Source organism: Pseudomonas sp. DSP3-2-3, from assembly GCF_049898225.1.
GTDB lineage: Bacteria > Pseudomonadota > Gammaproteobacteria > Pseudomonadales > Pseudomonadaceae > Aquipseudomonas.
The window spans coordinates 61,202-82,778 of record NZ_JAFCXH010000024.1 but is presented as its reverse complement, the minus strand read 5'-3'; the positions used below and the strand labels follow the sequence as shown (position 1 = coordinate 82,778).

Here is a 21,577-nt window from a genome sequence, read left to right as displayed (position 1 = left end):
GAGTTTCTTCATGAAGAGCCAACCTGATGCTGCCGGTAGATCGGTGGGCGAGGTAGTGACGCAATTGCCTGTGCCATCGCGGCTCGGCATGCTGCGTTTCGAAAGGCTCAATGAAGTCAATTGGGCGCTGCTGTACCTCGATCCGAACTGCGAAAAACAGCTCGGTCTGGCAGCTATGGATCTCTGCGCCTTGGTGGGCTCGCCGTACGCCAGCCTGATGGAACCTGAAGCTCGCTATCAACTGCACGACGCCATTCAACAACAGTTATCCGACACGCCTCATTATCTGGTGCGTTACACGCTGCACACCGCTCGCGGACCGCTGGGTCTGATCGAGATTGGTGAAGGCTACAAGCAGCACAACCGTCATTTATTGCGCGGTTACCTGATGGTCCTGGGTGACGTGTCGCTGGACAGCGATCCGGTTTCGGCACCGGATCTGGAAACCCAGAATTCGCAGCTGCAGATCGCCCTGCAACTCAACCAACACGCCCAACAGGAACAACTCGAGCATCTGGAGCGCGTCCGCGCCCAGCAGGGTTTGATCCTGCACCTGGCACGCCATCGTTACAGCTCCGCCAACTCATTGCTGGAAGCGGCGCAGCTGATTACCAAAAGCGCCTGCGAAATCTACGACATCGCTTGCGCGAGCATCTGGAACCTCAACGATAAGTGCCTGGAGCCTATCGCCGAATTCCGCAAGGCCACCGGTGAATACCGGCTGCCGAAAGTTATCGATGCCAGCCCTTATCCGAGCTACCTGGAAGCCTTGCACAACAGCAGGGCCATCGACGCCAACGACGTCCAGCACGACCCTCGCACCCGGGAAATGGCTGCCAACCTCAAACCGCGTGACATCAGTGCCATTCTCGACGCCAGTATTCGCATCGACGGGCAAGTGGTGGGCGTGCTGTGCCTGGAGCAGATTGGCACGCCGCGCCCTTGGCAGTCCGATGAGATCGCGTTTGCGGGCGAATTGGCCGACCAGTTCGCCCAGGTCATCAATAACCACAACCGGCGTACTGCCACCAGCGCGCTGCATCTGTTCCAACGCGCGGTCGAGCAAAGCGCCAGTGCGTTTCTACTGGTCAACTGCGACGGCGTGGTCGAATACGTCAACCCAAGTTTCACGGCCATCACCCAATACACCACCGAAGAGGTTCACGGGCAAAAGCTGTCCGAACTGCCTGCGCTGGAAAACCTCAACGGATTGTTGCAGGACGCCAACTCGGGCCTGGCCAAAAGCAACAGCTGGCAGGGTGAATTCAAGAGCCGGCGCAAAAACCTGGAACCGTACTGGGGCCAGTTGTCGATCTCCAAGGTGTACGGCGACGACCGCGAGCTGACGCACTACATCGGCATTTACGAAGACGTCACGCAGAACAAACTGGCCCAGCAGCGCATCGAGCGCCTGGCCTACACCGACAACCTGACCAACCTGGGCAACCGTCCGGCGTTCATTCGCAACCTGGACGAGCGCTTCGCCCGGGACAGCGACACGCCGATGAGCCTGCTGCTGGTGGACATCGACAACTTCAAACGCATCAACGACAGTCTCGGCCACCAGACCGGCGACAAGTTGTTGATCAGCCTCGCGCGCCGCCTGCGCAACACGCTTAACGCCAGCGACATCCTGGCCCGTTTCGCCAGTAACGAATTTGCCGTGCTGCTGGACAATGCAAGTATGGAAGCCGGGCAGATGGTCGCCACTCAAGTCCTGGCGACGCTGGATAAACCTATGTTCGTCGACAACCAGCTGATCAGCGTGACAGGGTCGGTAGGCCTGGCCTGCGCGCCGCTGCATGGCCGCGACCCGCAAACGCTGATGAAGAACGCAGGGCTGGCGCTGCACAAAGCCAAAGCCAATGGCAAACACCAGGTTCAGGTTTTCACCGAAGCATTGAACGCCGAGGCCAGCTACAAGCTGTTCGTCGAAAACAACCTGCGCCGTGCGCTGACCCAGAACGAGTTGGAAGTGTTCTACCAGCCCAAACTGTGCCTGAGCAGCGGTCGCTTGCTGGGCATGGAAGCCTTGCTGCGCTGGAACCATCCGGAAAAAGGCATGATCCGCCCGGACCAGTTCATCAGCGTTGCTGAAGAAACCGGTTTGATCATCCCCATCGGCAAATGGGTCGCCCGTCAGTCGTGCCGCATGAGCAAAGCCCTGACCGCTGCCGGTTTCGGCAACCTGCAAGTGGCGATCAACGTCTCGCCCAAGCAGTTCGCCGACCCGGAACTGGTCAGCTCGATTGCCGCGATCCTCAAGGAAGAACAACTCGACGCTTCTTTGCTGGAACTGGAGTTGACCGAAGGCCTGCTGCTGGAGGCCACTGAAGACACCCGCCAACAGCTCGACTCCCTGAAAAAAATGGGCCTGTCGCTGGCCATGGATGACTTCGGCACCGGCTATTCGTCGTTCAGTTACCTGAAGAAATTCCCCATCGATGTGATCAAGATCGACCGCAGCTTCATCCGGGATATTCCGGATGATCAGGACGACATGGAAATCACCTCGGCGGTGATTGCCATGGCCCACAACCTCAAGCTGAAAGTCGTGGCCGAAGGCATCGAAACCGCCGCGCAACTGACCTTCCTGCGCCGCCATCGCTGCGACGTGGGTCAAGGCTATCTCTTCGACCGCCCGATTCCCGGCGAAGAGCTGATCGAAAAACTGCGCCGCTATCCGCGCGGACCGCTGGCCTGACAAGCCCTTCCCTGTTCCGGGATGTTTCGGGCACACTAAGCCACCTTACGAAATCAAACCGCCTCATATATTGGAGCGAGGCTTGCCCGCGAAGCCGTTGTTTCAGGTTCATATATCGCGTCGCAAATACCGGCCTCTTCGCGGGCAAGCCTCGCGCCTACTGCTATTTTATTCGTCCTGACCCACCTTTACGGACCCCGCGTCCGTGCCTACCAAGAGGAAAAGGTTCATGGCTCTGCGCTCGGAAATTCTTGTGAACAAAAACGTACTCCCCACCGCTGATCAGGCGCTGCCCGGTCGCGAAACCCCTATTTCGGTTCCTGAGTACCACTTCGTCAACGGCAACCCCTTGCTGGGGCCGTTCCCTGGCAGCGTGGAATTCGCGATCTTCGGTCTCGGCTGTTTCTGGGGCGCCGAACGGCTGCTGTGGCAGCAAGAAGGCGTGTTCAGCACCGCAGTCGGCTATGCGGGCGGTATGACGCCGAACCCGACATACGAAGAAGTCTGCTCCGGCCTGACCGGGCACAGCGAAGTGGTTCTGGTGGTCTACGAGCCGGAAAAAATCAGCTACGAGCAATTGCTCAAAGTGTTCTGGGAAGCACACAACCCGACTCAGGGCATGCGTCAGGGCAACGACATCGGCACGCAATACCGCTCGGTCATCTACTGCACCAAGCCGGATCAGCTCGCCGCGGCCAAAACCAGCGAAGCCGCATTCCAGGCTGAACTGAGCAACGCCGGCCTGGGTTCGATCACCACCGAAATCGACGAAGCGCCAACCTTCTTCTACGCCGAGGCGTACCACCAGCAATACCTGGCGAAAAACCCGCAGGGTTATTGCGGCATCGGCGGCACTGGCGTGTGCATGCCGCCGAGTCTGGCGAACAACTAAGCCGACAACCTCCCATGGGAACTCGGTGTTCCTCGTGGGACCGGCTTCAGCCGGGAAAGCACCTTGCGCTACACCGCAGAACTGGCGATGGCCGAACCGACGCCTTCCCGGCTGAAGCCGGTCCCACAGGCTAAACCGTGTGTTCCTCGTGGGTCCGGCTTCAGCCGGGAAAGCACCTTGCGCTACACCGCAGAACTGGCGATGGCCGAACCGACGTCTTCCCGGCTGAAGCCGGTCCCACACGTCATCTGCGTTAATTCAGGTGCTGTCCCATGTGGTGGCAGACACTTTCCGACAATCATTAGCCCTATATAAAACCGAATGCCGCTTCTATCGTTCGCCTTCATAGCACGAAGAAAGGCAATGGAATGCAAACCCATCTACATGAACGATCCCTTCGTCTTGGTCGATTCTCCGCGCCTGGGCACAGCTATCTCGTGACCTGCGCTGTAAAGGATCGCCAGCCAGTATTTGCTAATTTTCGGATGGCCAGAATGGTGGTCAACGAAATGCGGCACCTGCACGACTCTGGTGTTGTGCATTCGCTGGCTTGGGTGGTGATGCCTGATCACCTGCACTGGCTATTTGAATTGCGATCAGGGTCGCTGGCGCTCCTCATGCAGTCGCTGAAAGGGCGAAGTGCTTTCGAGATCAATAAAGCATTTGGCAGTAGAACCCTTGTTTGGCAAAAGGGTTTTCATGACCGAGGGATTAGGACTGAAAAGGATCTGGTCGAAATAGCGCGCTACATCATTGCCAACCCGATGCGCGCCGAGCTGGTCGAGAGGGAAGGCGAGTACTCGTTATGGGATTCGATATGGACCTAGCACTGGCTGACACCTTGAGGACCACATACGGCCTGTGGGACCGGCTTTAGCCGGGAAAGCGCCTTGTGCTACGCCGCAGAAATGGCGATGGCCGAGCCGACGCCCTCCCGGCTGAAGCCGGACCCACAGGCCGTTACATCACTCCGCAATCAACCAATCCATCTTCCAGTCGCCCTTGGTCTGCCCGAGTTTTTTGGCCAGATACGGCATCAATTCGCGCAGTTCTTCTTCCAGACCCCATGGCGGGTTGGCGATGGCCAGGCCAGAGCCGTTGAGGCTCGCTGGAGTATCCAGCGGGTGCACATACAACTCAACGCGCAGCAGCTTCGGCGCGCCGGTTTCGGCCAGGTCCTGATAGAAACGCTTGAGCAGACGCTGATCCTTGATCGGGTACCAGATCGCCGCGACGGTCTGGCGCATGCGGCTGACGGTTTCTTTCAAGGCCACGGCGCAGCGTTTCAGTTCGTCGAGCTGCTCGAACGGCGGATCGATCAACAGCACAGCGCGTTTTTCCGCAACCGGCAGCAAGGCACGCGGTACATGCCAGCCTTCACCCAGATGCACCGCCACGCGCCGGTCGCCGCGCATGTTTTCCTTGAGCAAACGCCCGTCTTCCGGGTGTTTCTCGTTGAGCAGAACGCGGTCGCGCTCGCGGGTCGAACGGCGGGCGATTTCCGGGGAGCCGGGGTAGTAGCGCAGCTCGCCGTCGGGGTTCATGTCGTGCAGCAGCTGCATGTAATCCGCCGCCATCGCAGGCAGATCCGGCGCATCCCACAGGCGGGCGATGCCTTCGAGGTATTCGCCGGTACGACTGGCCTGATCACCCTTGAGGTCATACAAACCCAGCCCGGCGTGGCTGTCGATATAGGCGAACGGCTGCTCCTTGCGCGCCATCAAGGCAAACAAGCGAGTCAGGACAAGGTGTTTGAACACATCGGCGTGGTTGCCGGCGTGGAAGGCGTGACGGTAATTCATGGCAACTCCTGGAAGGCAGCGGAGTTTAGCAAATCGAGTGGGGATTATCAGATCGCTGCCACGCAGCAGGAGCCAGCCGGTCAAATTTCGGGCAAAAAAATACCCGGTAAAGCCGTCGCAAAAACCGGGGCTGAAGAGACCGCGCAGCCAAGAGGGTGACCAAACCATTGACTCCGCATTCAAGCCAGACCAGTTTGCCCTGTGGCCTTGCAGCGGAGTTGCCCGAAAACGACATGCTCGTAGGCACCCCGGACATTGCCCCGCCCGCCCCTTGCCGACAACCGCGAGCACCACCAGAATCAGAGCCTACCTCACAAAAAAGGAGCGCATGGGATGATGCACACAGACTTGATTGACCAGGAAGACTTGATCAGCCAGCTCAGAGCAATCGGCTTCGAAATGCCTTCCGGTGCGACTGCTGAACAGGCCTGCTCCCAAGCCGTCTGCGGCCTGACCGAAGACCGCGCCACCGCCCTGCGCCGCCTTGTGGAGCAAATGCTCACCGGCAGCGCGACGATTTTGCCAGCCGTGCGCCAGGCGCTTGATCAGCAGTTGTTGCCAGCGTTGGCGGAATATAAGAAGGCCCGTGGCTAAGCACCTCCGGATATAAGAAGGGAACCTGCTCGCGAGAGGGCTGACCTCTCGCCGACACGTTCGCTCCTGCAAAATCAACCAGCCTATTTACAACCTCACACTCGCAAACGTCGATTCATTCCTGGCCTGGCTCAACGCTGAAAGCGGGCCGGAAAGCGGCGCCAGCACGAGGGCTTGCGGGATTGGCATCATGGCGACTTGCTGGGTGGTGTTGGAGCCGACGCGTTCGTCGCGTGGCGGGATGCCGAAATATTCGCGGTAGCACTTGGAGAAGTGCGGCGTGGACACAAAACCGCAGACCGACGCCACTTCGATGATCGACATCGGCGTTTGCTTGAGCAGTTGCCGGGCGCGGATCAGGCGCAGTTTCAGGTAATAGCGCGATGGCGAGCAATGCAGGTATTTCTGGAACAGCCGCTCCAGCTGACGCCGGGAGACCGCGACATAAACCGCCAGCTCGTCCAGGTCGATAGGCTCTTCGAGGTTGGCTTCCATCAGCGCGACGATTTCCTGCAGTTTCGGCTGATTGGTGCCAAGCATGTGCTTGAGCGGCACGCGCTGGTGATCCTGCTCATTACGAATGCGCTCGTAGACGAACATTTCCGAGATGGCTGCCGACAGTTCACGGCCATGATCACGGCTGATCAAGTGAAGCATCATGTCCAGTGGCGCGGTGCCGCCGGAGCTGGTGAAACGGTTGCGGTCCAGGGTGAACAAGCGGGTGCTCATCGCCACGCGAGGGAAAGCTTCCTGCATCGAGGCCAGACATTCCCAATGCACGCTGCAATCAAAACCATCGAGCAGACCCGCGCAAGCCAGCGCCCAGCTGCCGGTGCAGACCGCACCCAGGCGTTTGGATTGCCGTGCCTGGCTTTGCAGCCAGCTCACGTGCTCACGGCTCACGGTGCGCTGAATGCCGACGCCGCCGCAGACGATAATGGTGTCCATCGCCGGGGCTTTCTGCATCGCGGCATCAGGGGTGATCTGCAGACCGTCGCTGGCCCAGACCTGGCCGCCATCAGCCGTCAACGTGGTCCAGCGATACAGCTCGCGACCAGACAGCTGGTTGGCCATGCGCAGCGGTTCAACCGCTGATGCGAGGGAGATCAGCGTGAAGTTGTCCAACAGCAGGAAGCCGATGGATTGTGGTGCACGATTCTGGGGCTGGGCCCCGGAGTTGAACGAATTCATCACGGTATCTCCTCACACAAAGCGATTGTTGGCCCAGGCACAGGCTCTTGTTATTGCCCCATGTTCAGCAGGGCTTTGTAATGACAACGCAAATGCCATGCCTAAAGTTGAATGGCTATTCAATAACCCCTGAAAACGACGTCGCGATGCGTCTATTCAGCAGCGACCTGAGTTGTCGATTCGCGACGCGGGGGATTTACAAGCCTTGCTGGCGTTGGTCGGGTGAGCAATTCGGTAGCACTTGTGAGAAGGGAGAAACGAGCTGCCGGATACGAATGTCACTCAAAGCACGCGATCATCAAAGCGGGGTCGCTTCGGCCCAAGTGGACATGGCTTAGCGCCATATCACGGGGCTTGCGCGCCAAAAGGTGGCGGGTTTGGGATGGGGTGTTCGATAAGTGAGCAGTGTGCGGTACCGACAGACTGACATTGAACGGAATATCCAGATGGCCATCCAAAAACTGCGTGCTGCAGCTGCTACGCTGATTGCGATCCGCCGATCAAATCGCATCATCAGGCTTTTTCCGGTACGACGGCGTCTCACACCGACCCACTCATGCCCACCAACGTCGCGAACGTCGTGCCGCGCCTTTGTGCACTGGTTTATGCCGGTTTTAGCCATATTCCTGTGGGAAAAGGCCGCTTACAGCGGAGAAAAAATCCATAAGCGACGTCACCAACACTGGATGCGACCCTGTATGTACTGGTTACGACGCCCCCTGTAGGCGTTTGATTTGGGCTGTTACATGATCGGTGTCGACTCGATCGCCAGCCGCAGTGAAAGAGCTTTTGCTTTACGCCTTTTCGTTCAGCCGAAAAAACATAAATCGCCTCAGGCCTGCACAGGCTGATAGCGGGAAGAAAAACCAAAGGAGTCCACCCATGAAAGGTTCAAAATCACTGCTACTGGCTGTCGCGCTGGGTTTGCCAATGCTTGCGCAAGCGGCCGAGCCGGCGCAGTGCAGTACCGTCAACTTTTCCGATGTCGGCTGGACAGACATCACGGTCACCACCGCCGTGACCAGTGCTGTGCTTGAGTCGCTGGGCTACAAGACCAAGACCACGATGATTTCCGTGCCCGTGACCTACAAGTCCCTGGCCGATGGCAAGAACATGGACGTTTTCCTCGGCAACTGGATGCCGACCATGGAAAACGACATCAAGGCTTATCGTGAAGCCGGCACTGTCGAAACCGTGCGCGCCAACCTGGAAAACGCCAAGTACACCCTGGCTGTCCCGCAAGCGCTGTACGACAAAGGCCTGCATGACTTCGCCGATATCGCCAAATTCAAGAAGGAACTCGACGGCAAGATCTATGGCATCGAGCCAGGCAACGACGGCAACCGCCTGATCCAGAGCATGATCGACAAGGACGCATTCGGCCTCAAGGCCGCAGGCTTCAAAGTCGTGGAATCCAGCGAAGCCGGCATGTTGTCGCAGGTTGATCGCGCTTCACGTCGCAACACCGATGTCGTGTTCCTGGGCTGGGAACCGCATCCGATGAACACTCGTTTCAAAATGCAGTACCTGACTGGCGGTGACGATTTCTTCGGCCCGAACTTCGGCCAGGCCACCATCTACACCAACACCCGCAAAGGCTATGCCCAGGAATGCAGCAACGTGGGCCAGTTGCTGAAAAACCTGTCGTTCACCCTGAACATGGAAAGCTCACTGATGGGCAACGTTCTTGACGACAAGATGAAGCCTGACGTAGCCGCCAAGGCATGGATCAAAGCCAACCCGCAAGTGCTCGACACCTGGCTTGCCGGCGTCACCACTGTTGACGGAAAACCAGGCCTGGAGGCCGCGAAAGCCAAGCTGACGAAGTAATCCGACAAGCAGGCGGGCTTGTCCCGCCTGTTGTCCCCATTCCTCCCGCAAGCGGACAATCGAAACCATGTTCACAGATCATAAAATTCCTCTTGGCGAGTACATCGCGGCCTTCGTCGAATGGCTGACCCAACACGGTGCCAGCACTTTCGATGCGATCGCGTCTACGCTGGAAACCATGATCCACGGCCTGACGTTTTCGTTGACCTGGTTCAATCCACTGGTGTTGATCGGCGTGATTGCCTTGCTCGCGCACTTCATCCAGCGCAAATGGGGGCTGACGGTTTTCGTCATCATCTCCTTTCTGCTGATCCTCAACCTGGGCTACTGGGTGCAGACCATGGAAACCCTGGCGCAGGTGCTGTTCGCCACCTTCGTCTGCGTGTTGATTGGCGTGCCGCTGGGCATCATTGCGGCGCACAAGCCGATGTTCTACACCATCATGCGTCCGGTCCTGGACTTGATGCAGACGGTTCCTACGTTCGTCTACCTGATTCCTACCCTGACGCTGTTCGGCCTGGGCGTTGTGCCTGGTCTGATTTCAACGGTGGTCTTCGCCATTGCCGCGCCGATCCGCCTGACGTATCTGGGTATCCGCGATGTGCCCCACGAATTACTCGATGCCGGCAAGGCGTTCGGCTCGTCCCGACGCCAACTGCTGACGCGCATCGAACTGCCTTACGCCATGCCGAGCATCGCCGCCGGCATTACCCAATGCATCATGCTTTCGCTATCGATGGTGGTAATTGCCGCACTGGTAGGTGCCGACGGCTTGGGCAAACCTGTGGTCAACGCATTGAACACCGCTGACATCGCCCTGGGCTTCGAAGCCGGTCTGGCGATCGTATTGCTGGCAATCATGCTCGACCGTATCTGCAAACAACCCGACGCCAAGGTGAGGGCAGACGCATGAGCATCATCAAATTCGACAAGGTTGACGTTATCTTCTCCAAGGACCCGCGTGAGGCCCTCAAGCTACTGGATGAAGGCCTGACGCGTGACCAGATTCTGAAAAAAACCGGCCAGATCGTCGGCGTGGAAAAAGCCAGCCTGGAAGTCCAGAAAGGCGAAATCTGCGTGCTGATGGGCTTGTCCGGTTCCGGTAAATCCAGCCTGTTGCGTTGCATCAACGGCCTCAACACCGTGAGCCGTGGCGCGCTGTACGTCGAGCATGAAGGCTCGCAGATCAACATTGCGTCCTGCACACCCGCCGAACTGAAAATGATGCGCACCAAGCGCATCGCCATGGTCTTTCAGAAATTCGCCTTGATGCCGTGGCTGACAGTGCGCGAGAACATCAGCTTCGGTCTGGAAATGCAGGGTCGTCCTGAAAAGGAACGGCGCAAGCTGGTCGATGAAAAACTCGAGCTGGTGGGCCTGACCCAATGGCGCAACAAGAAGCCCGACGAACTGTCCGGCGGCATGCAGCAACGTGTCGGCCTGGCCCGGGCGCTGGCCATGGACGCTGACATCCTGCTGATGGACGAACCCTTCTCCGCCCTCGACCCGCTGATCCGCCAAGGCTTGCAGGACGAACTGCTGGCATTGCAGAACAAGCTGAGCAAGACCATCGTGTTCGTCAGTCACGACCTTGATGAAGCCCTCAAGCTCGGCAGCCGGATCGCGATCATGAAAGACGGTCGCATCGTGCAGTACAGCGTGCCGGAAGAAATCGTCCTCAATCCGGCCGATGACTATGTACGTACGTTTGTCGCCCACACCAATCCGCTCAATGTGCTGTGCGGGCGCAGCCTGATGCGCACGCTGGATAATTGCACCAAAATCAACGGCTCGGTCTGCCTCGATCCGGGTGTCGATTCCTGGCTCGATCTGGCCGAAGGCAACACCATCAAAGGCGCACGCCAGGGTGCCGGTCAGCTTGATCTGCAGAACTGGGCGCCGGGCCAGCCAATGGACACCCTCAATCGTCGCCCGACCCTGGTCGACTCCAACATCGGCATGCGCGACGCCCTGCAAATCCGCTACCAGACCGGCAACAAGCTGGTGCTGCAGGATGGCAATCAAGTGGTCGGCATTCTGGGTGACAGCGAGCTGTATCACGCGCTTCTGGGCAAGAATCTGGGATAGAAACAGCTTCAAGCTCCAAGCCTCAAGCCTCAAGCTCTGCGCACCCCGCTCCGCTTGGCGCTTGAGGCTTTAAGCTTGCCTCTGCTTTTTTATTGATTGAACGTTCAATAAAAAATCTTTAGACTGGCCAAGCCTTTTCGGCATTGCGATCAGTTTGGCGAACCAGGAGATTCAACGATATGCCCAAGGTCGGTATGCAACCCATTCGACGTCAACAGCTGATCCAGGCCACGCTCACTGCGGTCGATCAGGTCGGAATGGGCGACGCCAGCATCGCGTTGATCGCCCGTCTGGCGGGCGTCTCCAACGGCATCATCAGCCACTACTTTCAGGACAAGAACGGCCTGATCGCAGCCACCATGCGGCATCTGATGAACGCCTTGATCGCCAATGTCAGCGAACGCCGACAGGCGCTGACCGATGACAGCCCGCGGGCGCATCTGCAAGTGATCATCGAGGGCAACTTCGACGCCAGCCAGGTCAACGGCCCGGCAATGAAAACCTGGTTGGCCTTTTGGGCCACCAGCATGCACCAACCGTCTTTGCACAGGTTGCAGCGGATCAACGATCACCGCCTGTATTCGAACCTGTGCTGTCAGTTCCGCCGCGTCTTGCCGCTGGAGCAAGCGCGTAGCGCAGCCCGTGGCCTGGCGGCCCTGATCGACGGCTTATGGTTGCGCGGCGCGCTGTCGGGCGATGCCTTCGACACCGAACAAGCGCAACAGATCGCGTACGAATATATGGATTTTCAACTGGCGAAATCGGTGAGCTGAAGCCCTGTAGCGGCCACTCACCAACCTGACATCAGTCATCGCCAACCACTCAGAATTTGCGAGGACTTTATGGCCCGTTTCGAACAGCAAAAACTCTACATCGACGGCGGCTACGTGAACGCCAGCAGCGATGCGACATTCGATTCCATCAACCCGGCGAACGGCGAAGTCCTGGCGCAAGTCCAGCGCGCCACCAAGGACGACGTGGAACGTGCCGTGGTCAGCGCCGAGAAAGGCCAGAAAATCTGGGCCGCCATGACCGCCATGGAACGTTCGCGCATCCTGCGTCGCGCCGTGGACATCCTGCGTGAACGTAACGATGAACTCGCCGCGCTGGAAACCCTCGACACCGGCAAATCCATTTCCGAAACCAAATACGTCGACATCGTGACCGGCGCCGACGTGCTGGAATATTACGCTGGCCTGGTGCCCGCCATTGAAGGCGAGCAAATCCCTCTGCGCACCTCTTCCTTCGTCTACACCCGCCGCGAGCCGCTGGGCGTGGTTGCTGGCATCGGCGCGTGGAACTACCCGATCCAGATCGCCTTGTGGAAATCCGCACCGGCGCTGGCGGCTGGCAACGCGATGATCTTCAAGCCCAGCGAAGTCACTTCGCTGACCACCTTGAAACTGGCGGAAATCTACACCGCTGCAGGCGTGCCGGATGGCGTGTTCAACGTGTTGACCGGCAGCGGCCGCGAAGTCGGCACCTGGCTGACCGAGCACCCGCGCATCGAGAAGATCTCGTTCACCGGCGGCACCGACACCGGCAAGAAAGTCATGGCCAGTGCGTCGAGCTCGTCGCTCAAGGACGTGACCATGGAGCTGGGTGGCAAGTCGCCGCTGATCATCTTCGACGACGCCGATCTGGACCGTGCCGCTGACATCGCGATGATGGCCAACTTCTACAGTTCCGGTCAGGTGTGCACCAACGGCACCCGCGTCTTCGTCCCCAACGCGCTGAAAGCCGCGTTCGAAGCCAAGATCGTCGAGCGTGTGAAGCGCATTCGGGTCGGCAACCCTGAAGACGACAACACCAACTTCGGCCCGCTGGTCAGCTTCGCCCACATGGAAAGCGTGCTGGGCTACATCGCCTCCGGCAAAGAGCAAGGCGCGCGCCTGCTGTGCGGCGGCGAGCGGCTGACCGAAGGTGAATTCGCCAAAGGTGCTTTCGTCTCAGCCACGGTGTTCACCGACTGCACCGACGACATGAAAATCGTCCGTGAAGAAATCTTCGGCCCGGTGATGAGCATTCTCGGTTACGACACCGAAGAAGAAGTCATCCGCCGCGCCAACGACACCGAATTCGGCCTGGCCGCCGGTATCGTCACCAAAGACCTGAACCGCGCCCACCGCGTGATTCACCAGCTCGAAGCCGGCATCTGCTGGATCAACGCCTGGGGCGAATCGGCGGCGGAAATGCCAGTCGGCGGCTACAAGCAATCGGGCGTGGGCCGCGAAAACGGCATCAGCTCCCTGGCGCAGTACACGCGCATCAAGTCGGTGCAGGTTGAGCTTGGGGATTACGCTTCAGTGTTCTGAAGAGCTACAAGCGGCAGGCGGCAAGCTTCAAGTAAAAGCAAGAGCAACAGCAGTCTGCCGCCGCAAACCCATTCCGCAAACGCCACTTCTCAGCTGTTACTTGTAGCTTGAAGCTTGGAGCTTGCAGCTTAAAAGGAGCTCTCCATGAGCACCACGAATTCGACTTACGACTACATCATCATCGGCGCAGGATCGGCCGGTAATACCCTGGCAGCCCGTCTCACCGAAGACGCAGGCGTCACCGTTTTGCTGCTTGAAGCAGGCGGCCCGGACTATCGTCTGGATTTCCGCACACAAATGCCCGCTGCCCTGGCATTCCCGCTGCAAGGCCGTCGCTACAACTGGGCCTACGAGACCGATCCTGAACCGCACATGAACGGCCGCCGCATGGAATGTGGCCGTGGCAAAGGGCTGGGTGGTTCGTCGCTGATCAACGGCATGTGCTACATCCGTGGCAATGCGATGGACTACGACGGCTGGGCAAAAAACCCAGGCCTGGAAGACTGGAGCTACCTGGATTGCCTGCCGTATTTTCGCAAGGCGGAAAGCCGCGACATCGGCGCTAATGACTATCACGGCGGCGATGGCCCGGTCAGCGTGACCACGCCGAAAGCGGGCAACAATCCGCTGTTCCACGCCATGGTTGAAGCGGGCGTGCAGGCCGGTTATCCGCGCACTGACGACCTCAATGGTTATCAGCAGGAAGGTTTCGGTCCGATGGACCGCACCGTAACGCCCAAAGGTCGTCGCGCCAGCACCGCTCGCGGCTATCTGGACGAAGCGAAAAAACGCCCGACGCTGACCATCGTCACCCACGCCCTGACCGACCGCATTCTGTTCGAAGGCAAGCGCGCGATTGGCGTGGCTTATCTGGTTGGCGACAACGATGCTCGCGTCGAAGCCCGTGCCCGCAAGGAAGTCCTGCTGTGTGGCGGCGCCATCGCTTCGCCGCAGATCCTGCAGCGTTCCGGCGTCGGTCCGGCTGAAGTGCTGAACAAGCTCAATGTGCCCGTGGTTCACGATCTGCCAGGCGTTGGCCAGAATCTGCAGGATCACCTGGAGATGTACCTGCAATACGCCTGCACCCAACCGGTTTCCCTGTATCCATCGCTGCTGTGGTGGAACCAGCCGGCTATCGGCGCCGAATGGATGTTCCTCGGCACCGGCATTGGGGCGAGCAATCAGTTCGAAGCGGGCGGCTTTATCCGTTCCAGTGAAGCCTTCGAATGGCCGAACATTCAGTATCACTTCCTGCCGGTCGCGATTAACTACAACGGCAGCAATGGCGTGAAAGAACATGGCTTCCAGGCCCACGTCGGCTCGATGCGCTCGCCCAGCCGTGGCCGCGTGCAGATCAAGTCGAAGAATCCTCGCGAATATCCGAGCATTCTTTTCAATTACATGGCTTCCGAGCAGGACTGGCAGGAATTCCGTGATGGCATCCGCCTGACCCGGGAAATCATGCAGCAACCGGCGCTCGATCCATACCGTGGCCGCGAAATCAGCCCCGGTATTGAAGTGCAGTCCGATGAAGATCTGGACAAGTTCGTGCGAGATCATGCCGAAACCGCGTTCCATCCGTCCTGCTCGTGCAAGATGGGCACCGACGAGATGGCGGTGGTTGATGGCGAAGGTCGCGTGCATGGCCTGCAAAGTTTGCGGGTAGTCGATGCGTCGATCATGCCGCTGATTACTACCGGCAACCTCAACGCACCCACGATCATGATCGCCGAGAAAATCGCCGACAAGATCCGCGGCCGCGCCCCGCTGCCACGCAGCACCGCCGATTACTTCGTCGCGGGCGACAAGCCAGCACGCGGCAAACCGGCACGGGAAGTGAGCCGTACGGCGTAAGCATGACCTTTGTGGGAGCGAGCTTGCTCGCGAAGGCGTTTGGTCAGTCGACATCCGAGTCAGCTGACGACCTCTTCGCGAGCAAGCTCGCTCCCACATTCGATTCCACACATCCCATCTGCGCTTGATCCCGACATGGCCACCGGCCTAATCTAGCGCCACGCAAACGATCAACCCCACACCCGCGTGTTCCCTTCGCGAGCAAGCTCGCTCCCACAAATTCCGTGGGAGCGAGCTTGCTCGCGAAGGCGTCGGATCACCCACCGACACCTCCTGACACGCTATTTAAAGAGGTCCTGCATGTTCGATCTTTCCGCTCAGCTCTCTCAGCGGTTTGCCGCCCTGCAGAGCCGCGCCCAATTCTTTTCCCTGCGTTATGTCCGCCAGACCAGCCAGCACTTGTGCGTGCGCAAGAATGTCGCCGAACCGCCGTATCTGAGCAGCGACGAAGGCGCGATGCTGACCGTGCGCCTCAATGGCGTGGAAGCCTACGCCGCGACTCAGGACATCTCGCAACGCGGCCTGCAAGCTGCGCTGGAACAAGCCGAAGCCCACGCCCGTCGTCTGGCGCCCCACGCGCTGCTGGACTTGACCGACCAGGCCGTCGCCACCGCCCGCGCCGACTATGTATCGCCGCACCTGAACGATGCCTTCCCGGCATTGAGCGATTGTCTGCACCTGTTGATGAACGAGTCCACGGCCGTGCCGCAGGACGAACGTTTGGTGAACTGGCAAGTCAGCCTCGGCCTGGAAAATGTCGAGCAGATTTACCTCAACAATGCCGGCGCGCAGATTCGTCGGGCGCAGCGTTTCGTCTATCCAGGCATGACCGTGACGGCCTACGACGGCAGCGACAGCCAGACCCGCAGCCTGGGTCGGGACAACTTCGGCCAGCAAGGCGGCGCGGAAGTCATCGCTAGCTGCGGCCTGATCGGCGCGGCGGGTAACGTCGCTGATCAAGCGCTGCAACTGATCATGGCGCCCAACACGCCGCAAGGTCCGCGGGATTTGCTGTTGATGCCGGACCAGATGATCCTGCAAATCCACGAATCCATCGGTCATCCGCTGGAACTGGACCGCATTCTCGGCGACGAGCGCAATTACGCGGGCACCAGCTTCGTCAAGGCCAGCGACTTCGGCAACCTGCAATACGGTTCGAAGCTGCTCAACGTAACCTTCGACCCGGAAATCCCCGAGCAACTGGCCAGCTACAGCCACGATGACGACGGCACTGCCGCGAGCAAGCAGTTCCTGATTCGTGAAGGCAAGCTGGAGCGTCCATTGGGCGGCGCGCTGTCGCAACATCGCGCGGGCATGGACGGCGTCGCCAACAGCCGCGCCTGCGGCTGGAATCGCCCACCCATCGACCGCATGGCCAACCTGAACATCGAGCCCGGCGATCAACCGCTGGCGCAGCTGATCGGTAATATCGAGCACGGCATTCTGATGTCCACTAACCGTTCGTGGTCCATCGACGATGCGCGCAACAAATTCCAGTTCGGCTGCGAATGGGGCCAGTTGATCGAAAACGGCGAACTCAAAGCCGTGGTCAAGAACCCCAATTATCGAGCGATTTCCGCGCAATTCTGGAAGAACCTCAGCGCGGTGGGTGATGCCAGCACCTTCAAAGTGCTGGGCACGCCGAACTGCGGCAAGGGCGAACCCAATCAGGTGATCCGCGTTGGTCACGCATCTCCGGCCTGCGTATTCAGTCAGGTCGACGTATTCGGAGGCGATGCCTGATGGCGCATCAACAGCAATTCCAGGCATTGGTCGAATCCCTCAAGGGCTCGCTCACGCATCAGGAGCAATTCACCCTCGCCTACAACGCCGAGGAATCGGATTTCATTCGTTTCAATCATGCCAAGGTGCGTCAGGCCGGCCATGTGCAGCAGGCCAGCGTGACCTTCAAGCTGATCGACGACGAGCGTCACGCCAACTTGCGCCTGACGCTGTCGGGTGACGCCGACATCGACCAGCAGCGCCTGAGCGAAGCGCTGCATCAGTTGCGCGAAACCCTGACGTTGCTGCCCAAGGACCCGTACCTGAAACCCAATACCGACGCCTGGCAAACCAGCAACGTTCAGACGCAACCGTTGCCGGACAGCTCGGAAGTGGTGGCGCAGATCAGTCGTCTGGCGCAGGGCCTGGATCTGGTGGGTTTCTATGCGGCAGGTCCGCTGTATCGCGGATTCGCCAGTTCGTGGGGCGCGCTGGGCTGGCACGAAGCCAACAGTTTCAACTTCGACTGGAGCCTGTTTCACGACAACGGTCAGGCGGTGAAAGCCAACTATGCCGGACATGACTGGAACGACGATGCTTTCGCCCGTCGCTTCGAACTGGCGCGCGAGCAACTGGAGTTTCTCGGTCGTCCGCTGAAAACCCTGGCGCCCGGCCAATACCGCGCGTATCTGGCGCCGGCGGCCATGGACGAAATCATCGGCATGCTGTGCTGGGGCGGGTTTTCCGCGCAATCCCTGGCGAACAAAACCAGCCCGTTGCAGCGACTGTACAGCGGCGATGCACACCTGAGCCCGCTGGTGAGCATTGACGAGCAGGTCAGCGGTTCGCTGTCTCCGGCGTTTTCCGGCGAAGGTTATCCGCGCAAGGATCTGGCCCTGGTCGCCAACGGGCAGGCTCGCGAGCAACTGGTGGATTCGGCCAGCGCCGCCGAGTACGGCCTCGCCACTAATGGCGCCGATCCGGGCGAGTCGCCAAATTCCCTGAGCATGGCGGGCGGTTCGCTGGAACTTGAGCAGATCCTGGAGAAAATCGGTACTGGCCTGTACATCGGCAATCTCTGGTACCTGAACTACTCCGATCAAGCCGCCGCGCGCCTGACCGGCATGACCCGTTTCGCGACGTTCTGGGTCGAAGACGGCAAGATTCAAGCGCCGGTCAGCACCATACGTTTCGACGACAGCGCCTACAGCCTGTTGGGCAGCGCGCTGGAAGATTTGACCCGTGAGCGGGAACTGATTCTCTCGACAAGTACCTATAGTGAGCGCCAGACAGCGTCGAGTCAGCTGCCGGGGGCTTTAATCAGTCGGTTGACGTTGACACTGTAAATGGACTTGTGGGAGCGAGCTTGCTCGCGAAGGCATTCGATCACACGGCAGATATGGGTCGTATGTACGGGCCTCTTCGCGAGCAAGCTCGCTCCCACAAGTCATACCTAACAAGGACCCCCATGCCGATCACCGCCCCGCTGCTGGATGAAAAAGCCCTACGCTGGTTGCCTTGGGTAGTTGCCATTGCGTTCTTCATGCAGAGCCTGGATGGCACGATCCTCAACACGGCGCTGCCTTCCATGGCGCGCTCGCTGGCTGAAGACCCATTGCGCATGCAGTCGGTGGTCATCGCCTACATGCTCACCATCGCTTTGCTGATTCCGGCTTCGGGCTGGATCGCCGACCGTTTTGGCATCAAGCAAATTTTCTTCAGCGCGATCCTGCTGTTCAGCTTCGGCTCCCTGCTGTGTGCGCTGTCCAACTCGCTGACCATGCTGATTGGTGCGCGAGTCGTGCAGGGCCTTGGCGGCGCGTTGATGCTGCCCATCGGGCGCTTGATCGTGCTGCGTGCCTACCCGCGTTCGGAGCTGGTGCGAATCATGAGCTTCATCACCCTGCCCGGTTTGCTCGGCCCGTTGATGGGGCCGACCATGGGCGGCTGGATGGTGGAATACCTGAGCTGGCACTGGATCTTCCTGATCAACATTCCGGTGGGCATCATCGGCTGCTTCGCGGTCAAGTACTTCATCCCCGACCTTGCAGGCGGTGGCCGCACGCGCTTTGACGGTGTCGGTTTCACCCTGTTCGGCGCGGCGATGGTGCTGATCACGATTGCGCTGGAAGGTCTCGGCGAACTGCATCTGCCGCATCTGCGCGTGGTCTTGCTGCTGTTTGGCGGTTTTGGTTGCCTGGCCGCTTATTGGCTGCGTGCCGGACATGTGGATCAGCCGCTGTTCTCGCCCGCGCTGTTTCGCACCCGGACGTTCGCCGTGGGCATCCTCGGCAATCTGTTCGCGCGCCTGGGCAGCGGCGCGTTGCCGTTTCTGATGCCGCTGCTGCTGCAAGTCGCCCTGGGTTATTCGCCTTCACAAGCGGGGATGAGCATGTTGCCGCTGGCGGCGGCGGCGATGTTTGCCAAGTCCGTGGCGCGCTGGCTGATCGAACGCCTGGGTTATCGCATTATTCTCACCGGCAACACCTTGATGCTCGGCATTCTGCTGTCGAGCCTTGCCCTGGTCGGCACCGAAACCCCGTATTGGATGTTGCTCGTGCATCTGGGCTTGCTGGGCGCGGTGAACTCCCTGCAATTCACCGCCATGAACACCGTGACGCTGATCGACCTTGATGACGCCAGCGCCGCCAGCGGCAACAGCCTGTTGTCGGTGGTCGCGCAGTTGTCCCTGAGCTTTGGGGTGGCGTGCGCAGCGGCGCTGCTCGGCGGGTTTACCGATCAGGTCGCGACCGGCGAAGTGAGCAGCGTGCTGGGCGCCTTCCAGTTGACCTTCCTGACGGTGGGCATCATGGCGATGTTCGCGGCGGGGATTTTCCTGCAATTGCCGTCGCGTGAGGTGAAGCCCAAGGCTGCTTAGCACTGCGTGGGACCGGCTTTAGCCGGGAAGAGGCCGGTACATTCATCTCACCTTCCCGGCTAAAGCCGGTCTCACTAGTAATGCCGCCTTCCCGGCTAAAGCCGGTCCCACTGGTCCATCGCCACCCAGCGGGAGTCAGCCAGGCTGGCTCGGGACCTGATACACTGCGCGACATTTTGTTTTGCAGGCCCATCCCGTGACTAACACCGCTTTCAATACTTTGCCCCTGTCCGCCGCCATGCTGGCTAACCTGGAGTCGCTTGGGTACGCCGAAATGACGCCGATTCAGGCGCAGAGCCTGCCGGTGATTCTCAAGGGCATGGACCTCATCGCCCAGGCTAAAACCGGTAGCGGCAAGACCGCTGCATTCGGCATCGGCCTGCTGAATCCGATCAATCCGCGTTACTTCGGTTGCCAGGCCCTTGTGCTGTGCCCGACCCGCGAGCTGGCTGACCAGGTAGCAAAAGAAATCCGTCGCCTGGCCCGTTCCGAAGACAACATCAAGGTGCTGACCTTGTGCGGCGGCGTGTCCTTCGGCCCGCAGATCGGCTCCCTGGAGCACGGCGCGCACATCATCGTCGGCACGCCGGGTCGCATTCAACAGCATTTGCGTAAAGGTTCGCTGGTGCTGGACGGCCTGAACACGCTGATCCTCGACGAAGCCGACCGCATGCTGGACATGGGTTTCTACGACGCCATCGCCGACATCATCGAGCAGACCCCGAAAAAGCGTCAGACCCTGTTGTTCTCGGCGACTTATCCGGTGGGCATCAAGCAGCTGTCGTCCAAGTTCATGCGCGATCCGCAGACCGTCAAGGTCGAAGCGCTGCACGCCGACAGCCAGATCGAGCAGATTTTCTACGAAATCTCCCCGGAAGACCGCCTCGACGCCGTCGTGAAAGTGCTCGGTCACTTCCGTCCGCAGTCCTGCGTGGCGTTCTGTTTCACCAAGCAGCAGTGCCAGGAAGTGGTCGATCACCTGACCGCCAAGGGCATTTCCGCGGTAGGCCTGCATGGCGACCTGGAACAGCGTGATCGCGATCAGGTCTTGGCGATGTTCGCCAACCGCAGCACTTCGGTACTGGTCGCCACTGACGTTGCCGCTCGTGGTCTGGATATCGATGCGCTGGACATGGTGCTCAACGTCGAGCTGGCCCGTGATTCGGAAATGCACATTCACCGCGTCGGCCGTACCGGTCGTGCTGGCGAGAAAGGTATTGCGATCAGTCTGGTAGCCCCGTCGGAAAGCCAGCGCGCCCGCGCTATCGAAGAAATCCAGAAAGCCTCGCTGCGCTGGGATCAACTGGACAATCTGAAAAATGCGGGCGGTTCACAGCTGATTCCGACCATGAGCACTTTGTGCATCGGTTCCGGCCGCAAGGACAAACTGCGTCCCGGCGACATCCTCGGTGCACTGACCGGCGATGCCGGCATCCCCGGCACCCAGGTCGGCAAGATCGCGATCTTTGATTTCCAGGCGTACGTCGCGGTTGAGCGCGGCGTCGCCAAACAGGCGCTGGAGCGCTTGAACAACGGCAAGATCAAAGGCAAATCGTTGCGCGTGCGGATTTTGTAAGAACCCCAGCGTAAATCCCTGTGGGAGCAAGCTTGCTTGCGAAGGCCATATTCAGTGCTCCGAAAATGATTCGGATGTACCGGCCTCTTCGCGAGCAAGCTCGCTCCCACATGTTGTGCATGTATTCATCC

Annotated in this window: 16 protein-coding genes; 14 read left to right on the top strand and 2 right to left on the bottom strand. The window is 59.5% G+C overall.

Annotated elements, in window-relative coordinates:
• Positions 1-10 precede the first annotated feature (10 nt).
• The 3 genes from ACP7E4_RS23175 (at position 11) to ACP7E4_RS23165 (ending at position 4,423) form a co-directional block, all read left to right on the top strand.
• Entirely contained in the window at positions 11-2,704 is a 2,694-nt protein-coding gene (locus ACP7E4_RS23175) for a sensor domain-containing phosphodiesterase (protein ID WP_426117821.1), read from the top strand.
• Positions 2,705-2,933: 229 nt separating this feature from the next.
• The gene (gene msrA, locus ACP7E4_RS23170) at positions 2,934-3,596 is read left to right on the top strand and encodes a peptide-methionine (S)-S-oxide reductase MsrA (protein WP_426117822.1); all 663 of its coding nucleotides are present in this window, start codon (positions 2,934-2,936) and stop codon (positions 3,594-3,596) included.
• Positions 3,597-3,964: 368 nt separating this feature from the next.
• Entirely contained in the window at positions 3,965-4,423 is a 459-nt protein-coding gene (locus ACP7E4_RS23165; RefSeq protein WP_426117823.1) for an REP-associated tyrosine transposase, read from the top strand.
• Positions 4,424-4,561: 138 nt separating this feature from the next.
• On the opposite strand, the gene ACP7E4_RS23160 is transcribed toward ACP7E4_RS23165, so the two are convergent.
• Entirely contained in the window at positions 4,562-5,398 is an 837-nt protein-coding gene (locus tag ACP7E4_RS23160) for a 23S rRNA (adenine(2030)-N(6))-methyltransferase RlmJ (RefSeq protein WP_426117824.1), read from the bottom strand.
• A gap of 333 nt (positions 5,399-5,731) precedes the next feature.
• Between ACP7E4_RS23160 and ACP7E4_RS23155 the strand changes: the two genes are divergently transcribed.
• On the top strand, positions 5,732-5,992 hold the full coding sequence (locus ACP7E4_RS23155) for a hypothetical protein (RefSeq protein ID WP_426117825.1): 261 nt from the start codon (positions 5,732-5,734) through the stop codon (positions 5,990-5,992).
• A gap of 87 nt (positions 5,993-6,079) precedes the next feature.
• Here ACP7E4_RS23155 and ACP7E4_RS23150 read toward each other — a convergent pair whose 3' ends face one another.
• Entirely contained in the window at positions 6,080-7,183 is a 1,104-nt protein-coding gene (locus ACP7E4_RS23150; protein ID WP_341522368.1) for a GlxA family transcriptional regulator, read from the bottom strand.
• Positions 7,184-8,065: 882 nt separating this feature from the next.
• On the opposite strand from ACP7E4_RS23150, the gene ACP7E4_RS23145 reads away from it, so the two are divergent.
• From ACP7E4_RS23145 to dbpA, 10 genes are all read left to right on the top strand, one after another.
• A complete protein-coding gene (locus tag ACP7E4_RS23145) occupies positions 8,066-9,013 on the top strand; it encodes a choline ABC transporter substrate-binding protein (RefSeq protein ID WP_426117826.1) in 948 nt (315 codons plus the stop codon).
• Between the two features lie 67 nt (positions 9,014-9,080).
• Positions 9,081-9,926 (top strand): choline ABC transporter permease subunit, encoded by an 846-nt coding sequence (gene choW / locus ACP7E4_RS23140; protein WP_426117827.1) that lies wholly within the window; start codon positions 9,081-9,083, stop codon positions 9,924-9,926.
• On the top strand, positions 9,923-11,101 hold the full coding sequence (choV, locus tag ACP7E4_RS23135; protein WP_426117828.1) for a choline ABC transporter ATP-binding protein: 1,179 nt from the start codon (positions 9,923-9,925) through the stop codon (positions 11,099-11,101). Before choW ends, choV begins: the two co-directional genes overlap by 4 nt.
• A 179-nt stretch (positions 11,102-11,280) precedes the next feature.
• Positions 11,281-11,874, top strand: coding sequence for a transcriptional regulator BetI (gene betI / locus ACP7E4_RS23130; RefSeq protein WP_426117829.1), 594 nt, complete (start codon positions 11,281-11,283; stop codon positions 11,872-11,874).
• 69 nt (positions 11,875-11,943) lie between these two features.
• The gene (betB, locus tag ACP7E4_RS23125) at positions 11,944-13,416 is read left to right on the top strand and encodes a betaine-aldehyde dehydrogenase (RefSeq protein WP_426117830.1); all 1,473 of its coding nucleotides are present in this window, start codon (positions 11,944-11,946) and stop codon (positions 13,414-13,416) included.
• 144 nt (positions 13,417-13,560) lie between these two features.
• Entirely contained in the window at positions 13,561-15,270 is a 1,710-nt protein-coding gene (gene betA, locus ACP7E4_RS23120; RefSeq protein ID WP_426117831.1) for a choline dehydrogenase, read from the top strand.
• Positions 15,271-15,570: 300 nt separating this feature from the next.
• Positions 15,571-17,013, top strand: a complete 1,443-nt coding sequence (locus tag ACP7E4_RS23115) for a TldD/PmbA family protein (protein ID WP_426117832.1) — start codon at positions 15,571-15,573, stop codon at positions 17,011-17,013.
• Positions 17,013-18,338, top strand: coding sequence for a TldD/PmbA family protein (locus ACP7E4_RS23110; protein ID WP_426117833.1), 1,326 nt, complete (start codon positions 17,013-17,015; stop codon positions 18,336-18,338). The genes ACP7E4_RS23115 and ACP7E4_RS23110 overlap by 1 nt, the downstream gene beginning before the upstream one ends.
• Before the next feature lie 122 nt (positions 18,339-18,460).
• Positions 18,461-19,870 (top strand): multidrug transporter subunit MdtD, encoded by a 1,410-nt coding sequence (mdtD, locus tag ACP7E4_RS23105; RefSeq protein WP_426117834.1) that lies wholly within the window; start codon positions 18,461-18,463, stop codon positions 19,868-19,870.
• Positions 19,871-20,066: 196 nt separating this feature from the next.
• Complete coding sequence (gene dbpA / locus ACP7E4_RS23100; protein WP_426117835.1) at positions 20,067-21,446, top strand: ATP-dependent RNA helicase DbpA; 1,380 nt, start codon at positions 20,067-20,069, stop codon at positions 21,444-21,446.
• The last annotated feature ends 131 nt before the right edge of the window (positions 21,447-21,577 follow it).